This window comes from Bacilli bacterium, assembly GCA_036381315.1.
In the GTDB taxonomy this organism is placed as follows: domain Bacteria; phylum Bacillota; class Bacilli; order Paenibacillales; family KCTC-25726; genus DASVDB01.
In genome coordinates this window covers 1-5,154 of the sequence record DASVDB010000139.1, presented here as the reverse complement: position 1 = coordinate 5,154, position 5,154 = coordinate 1, and the positions used below count along the sequence as shown (strand labels likewise).

Annotated in this window: 5 protein-coding genes; all 5 read left to right on the top strand. The window is 53.7% G+C overall.

Features of this window, described 5'->3' with window-relative positions; translation table 11 throughout:
• Window positions 1-997: polysaccharide pyruvyl transferase CsaB (gene csaB / locus VF260_10300; protein HEX7057566.1), on the top strand; the 997-nt coding region annotated here is incomplete at its 5' end.
• Window positions 997-1,752 (top strand): WecB/TagA/CpsF family glycosyltransferase, encoded by a 756-nt coding sequence (locus VF260_10295; protein HEX7057565.1) that lies wholly within the window; start codon window positions 997-999, stop codon window positions 1,750-1,752. The genes csaB and VF260_10295, both read left to right, overlap by 1 nt.
• Before the next feature lie 147 nt (window positions 1,753-1,899).
• A complete protein-coding gene (locus VF260_10290; GenBank protein ID HEX7057564.1) occupies window positions 1,900-2,994 on the top strand; it encodes an MraY family glycosyltransferase in 1,095 nt (364 codons plus the stop codon).
• A gap of 169 nt (window positions 2,995-3,163) precedes the next feature.
• Window positions 3,164-4,648, top strand: a complete 1,485-nt coding sequence (locus tag VF260_10285; protein HEX7057563.1) for an MBOAT family O-acyltransferase — start codon at window positions 3,164-3,166, stop codon at window positions 4,646-4,648.
• The coding region (locus VF260_10280; GenBank protein ID HEX7057562.1) for a hypothetical protein at window positions 4,623-5,154 on the top strand (532 nt) is incomplete at its 3' end. The genes VF260_10285 and VF260_10280, both read left to right, overlap by 26 nt.

Here is a 5,154-nt window from a genome sequence, read left to right as displayed (position 1 = left end):
GGTGGTGCTGTCCGGAAATCCGCCGCTTACGGAGCGTTTGTATGGGGTAAAGGCGGTTCACCGCATGAAGCCGAGAGATATTTACAGCGCGCTAAAGGCAAGCGACGGGTTGATCAGCGGCGGCGGGAGTTTGCTGCAGGATGAAACGGGCGTCAAAACCATTCCGTATTACTTGGGCGTGATCAAGTTTGCGCAGCTGCTGCGGAAAAAAGTTTTTATTTATGCGCAGGGAATCGGACCGATCCACCGCCGCATATTTTTCCCGTTTATCCGAAATAGTTTTAATAGGTGCGCGTTGATAACGGTGCGCGATGCCGCGTCGGCGCAATTGTTGGGACAGATCGGCATAGACGAAGCGCGCGTGCGGGTTGTTCCCGATCCGGTCATGGGCTTTCCGCTTGTCGAAAAGGCGAAAACGCGAACATCAGCTGACGGCGCTCAGCCGCCGGAACGGGATATCCCGATCGTCGGCGTATCGGTGCGATTTTGGGAGCCGGACCGCCGCGATTTGGCGCAGATTGCCCGCGCTCTGGAACTTGTCATGCGGGCAAGGCCGGTCCGCGTCGTTCTGTTGCCTTTTCACAGCCGTACCGACACGGAAGCGGCGCAATTTGTCCGCGAACAAATTGCCGATGCGTACCGCGGTCAGATCGAAATTGCCGCCGAAACAGCCGAGCCTTTGGCGATGGTGGACAAGGTCGCCGATTGTGACGCATTGCTGGGCATGAGGCTGCATTCCTTGATTTACGCCGCGTCGCAGCTTGTTCCGTTTGCCGCAGTTTCCTATGATCCGAAGATCGATGCTTTTTTAAACCGGTTGGACATGGCGCCGGTTGGCCATACGCGGGCGTTGAATCCGCAAGATTTGGCGGACGAGACGCTACGGCTGTTGGCGAACGCCGCTTCCTGGCGGAAAGAAAAACAGGGCGCCATTGCGGCAATGCGGGCGCAATCGCGCATTCCGGCGCAACAATTGCTTGAGCTTTTACGTATATAATGAAGGTGGTGGGTGGATTGCCCGTACCCGTAGTCAACATATTCGGCATCCCCTTCTGCAAATTGGACATGCAGGATACGGTCAACCTACTGTGTGAAAAAATCGCCGCGGGCAAGCCTTACCATGTGATCACCGGCAATCCGATCATGGTGATGCAAGCGTTGGAAAGTCCGCAGTTCATGGCGGTCATGCAAAGCGCGGACCTGGTAGTGCCCGATGGCGCAGGAGTCGTATGGGCCGCCGCGCGATTCGGCAATCCGGTCGCCGAACGGGTGGCGGGTTTTGATCTGATGCATCGGCTGCTGGAGATCGGTAACAGGCGTAATTGGAAAGTATTCCTGTTAGGCGCTTCAGCGGAAGTGATCGCGGCGGCCGCGGAGCAATTGCGCGGCAAATTCCCGGCGCTGCAAATTGTCGGCGCAAGGGACGGCTATTTTACCGAGCGGCAGGATGAAGAAGTCATCGCGCAAATTCGCGCCGCCGCGCCGCACATGTTGTTTGTGGGCAGAGCCATGAACAATCAGGACCCGTGGATCGCCAAACATAAGGAAAAGCTTGGCGTGCCGCTCATGATGGGAATCGGCGGAAGTTTCGACGTTGTCTCCGGCAAATTGAAACGGGCGCCGATATTGTTTCAACGCATGCGGCTCGAGTGGTTTTACCGTTTGCTGCAAGAGCCGGCGCGCTACAGACGGATGCTTGTTTTGCCGAAATTCGCATGGAAAGTAATACGCGAACACGAGAAAAAGCAATAATAATAAAATCAACACGAAAAACAAGTGAAAATTCATGAAAATGGCATGAAAATGGTATGAAAACTCGTGGAAACGTTCGTGGCGTTTCCGAATCGTTCGGCGTATAATTTGTCTGGCGTATAGACAAAAGGAGTGGAAGTGCGGGCGATGTTGGTTTTATATATCCTTGGATTTGTTTTATCGTTGATTTTGTCGGTGTGTCTCACACCGTTCATCAAACAGTTCGCGGTTTGGGTCAAGGCTGTGGATAAGCCTAACGAGCGCAAAGTACATACGCGAATTATGCCTCGTTTGGGCGGTTTGGCGATTTTTGCGGCGTTTGCCGGCGGCTTTATCGTAGTCACGCCGGTGCTCGACGCGATCAAAGCCGAGGCCGCCTGGGGATTGTTGATCGGCGGCGCCGTGATTGCCCTGACGGGCGCGCTGGACGATCGCTTTGACATTTCCCCGAAATGGAAGCTGCTTGGGATTATTTTGGCCGCTTGCGTCGTTGTCGCCTTTGGTTTAAAAGTAAACCTGGTGAACGTCCCGTTCGGCCATACGACGCTCAATTTGGACTGGCTCAGCATCCCGCTTACGATTTTCTGGATCGTTGGCGTCACCAACGCGATCAATTTGATTGACGGCCTGGACGGTTTGGCGGCCGGAGTCTCCGCCATCTCGACGGCGACGATTTTGGTGCTTGCCGCGCTGATGGGCAATATCACTGTCATTTTGCTTTGTTCGATCCTGCTTGGCAGCATTATTGGCTTTTTGTTTTTCAATTTTCATCCGGCGAAAATCTTCATGGGCGATACCGGGGCGCTGTTTCTCGGATTCAGCATCGCCACATTGTCCATACTCGGGTTTAAGCAAGCTACCCTGGTGTCGTTTATCGTGCCGGTGTTGATTAGCGGCGTGCCGATTTACGATACGTTGTTTGCGATCATTCGCCGCCGATTGAACAAGAAGCCGATTTTCAAGGCGGACAAGGGCCATTTGCACCATTGCCTGTTGAAATTGGGTCTAAGCCATCGGCAGACGGTGCTGGTAATTTACGGCGTTTCCATTGTGTTCGGCTTGTTCGCCGTGGCGCTTTCGCAAGCGTCCCAATGGATCGCGGTCGCTTTGACGCTCATCATTCTGGTTGTGCTGGAAGTCGGCGCGGAAGCGATCAGCATGTTCGGCAAGCGGCGCAAACCGCTCCTGAATTTGTTTCACCGCATGGTCACGACGCCGCAATCGCGCACGCGCTTCAAGTAAAGATATGGCACCCTCAACACGCGCAAACGGTTGGGTTTGCCCACTAAGGGCCGTCCGGGCATCCGGACGGTTTTTCGCGTTGTCGTGGCCCCGCGCGCAATTTGCATGCGTCAGGCTAAATTTAGTAAAGTTGTGTTAACGGTTGAAAAATGATGAACGGGGTAGATCGATGAGCCACAGCATCTTATCCGCCGACTTTGGCAGTTGGTTCCCATTTGCTTGGGGCACCGGACAGTCCATGGTGTTTCATTCCCCGCAATTTCTGTTTTTTTTTCTGGCGCTCTTAGCCCCCTATTATGTGTTTAAAAAAGGCCGGCTCGCCATTTTGGCCATAGCGAATTTAATCTTTTACGGATATGCCGGGATTGGCCCGACGTCCATATTTCTGCTGGTCACGATGATTTCTTTTATTACGGTGAAACTGCTGCGTAAGCCGCGCCTGGCCTGGGTGTTTTGGGTCGGTGTCGCCGTCAACTTGCTGAATTTGGCCTTTTTCAAATATACGTTCTTTTTTCTGAACACCTGGCAGGCTGTAACCGGCCTTCCGCTCGGCGTGCGTGCCGACCTGGCGCATTCGATCATCCTCCCTGCCGGCATTTCCTTTTACACGTTCCAGCTTATTTCCTATATAATCGACGTGCGGCGCGGTACGATGGAACCGCCCAAAACGCTTTTGCACTTCTGGGTGTACATATCGCTTTTTCCCCAGCTGGTGGCCGGCCCGATCTTGCGCGGGAACGAATTGATGCCCCAGCTGTATGAAATCGAGCGGAAGCGGGTGCGCTGGCAGGAAATCAAATACGGAATGTATTTGGCGTTTATCGGCGTCATCAAAAAGGTCGTGCTGGCGGATACGTTGGCGCAAGTGGCCGACCGGCTGTTCGCCCATGCGGACACGCTCTCGCCCATAGACGCCTGGACGGCGGCGTTCGCTTTCGGCTACCAAATCTATTATGACTTTTCCGCGTACAGCGACATGGCGCTTGGACTTGGCTATATACTGGGCGTCAAACTGATCATCAATTTCGACTCTCCGTACATAAGCGGCAATCCGGGCGAATTTTGGCGGCGCTGGCACATTTCGTTGTCCCGTTGGATCAAAGATTATATATATATCAGCCTCGGCGGCAATCGGCGGGGCTGGTGGCGCACGCAGTTCAATCTGTTTGCGGCGATGGTGATTTCCGGCTTGTGGCATGGCGCGATGTGGACATTTGTCATTTGGGGAGCGGTGCACGGCCTTTTGCTTATTTTTCACAAGTGGACGCTCTATTTGAATCGCTGGCGCTTCATTGCCGCTGTACGTTCCGCAATGTTATACAGAATTGCCGCCGTATTTGTATTTTTTCACATTACGATGTGGACGTGGGTGTTTTTCCGGGCGCCAAGCTTCCACAGCGCGGTTGCCATGACCCGAAACATGCTGCATGTGGATTGGGGCGCATTTTATGCCAGCCCGCAAATGATCTGGATCGCCGGATTGTTTTTGCTGCATCTGTTTGAATATGTGATTCGCCATGCCGAGCGCATATCCGGAATCGTGTGGCATCTTTTCCCCGCCCCTTTCCGGGGGGCCGTATACGCGGCGCTCGCGCTTGTCGTCATCTACTTCATGAAGGGGGAAACGTATGCGTTCATCTACTTCCAATTTTGAGCAAGAGCGGAAGAGTCGCCGCCAGTGGAAGATACGCCGTCCAATCCGTTACGCCGGTTGGGGTTTCCTGTTTTTTGTCGTCCTCATCGCGTTGGCGGAAATTTTTGTGTTCCGGAATGTGCGCACCTATGGCTATTCGCCCGGTTTTCTGGGCCAAATCGCGGAATTGGACGCTTCCTTCGCCCAGGCGGATGAGGAACGGATCGACATTGCCATTTTCGGCGATTCCGAAGGAATGGATGCGCTGCGGCCCGATTTGCTCGCGCAATATGCGGGGCTTGATGTCAGGCGCATTTTCAATTTCAGCTTGAGCGGTGGGTCCGCCTATGACATCGCGCAGATCTATAAGCGTTACAAATCTCATTTGCCGCATTTGCGCATGGCCATCATCGAAGTCAACGAATTCCAGTTGAATAACAGCGACGCGGAAAAGGACATCAAATTCAAGTTTTTTGCGGGCCTGCGCGACCGGATCGAAGTCATGGACAAAAACAACTACGGGGAAT

Excerpts from the sequence above, each read along its gene's own strand:
- VF260_10290 (HEX7057564.1), top strand. The coding sequence starts at position 1,900 with ATGTTGGTTTTATATATCCTTGGATTTGTTTTATCGTTGATTTTGTCG.
- VF260_10295 (HEX7057565.1), top strand. The coding sequence starts at position 997 with ATGAAGGTGGTGGGTGGATTGCCCGTACCCGTAGTCAACATATTCGGC.
- VF260_10285 (HEX7057563.1), top strand. The coding sequence starts at position 3,164 with ATGAGCCACAGCATCTTATCCGCCGACTTTGGCAGTTGGTTCCCATTT.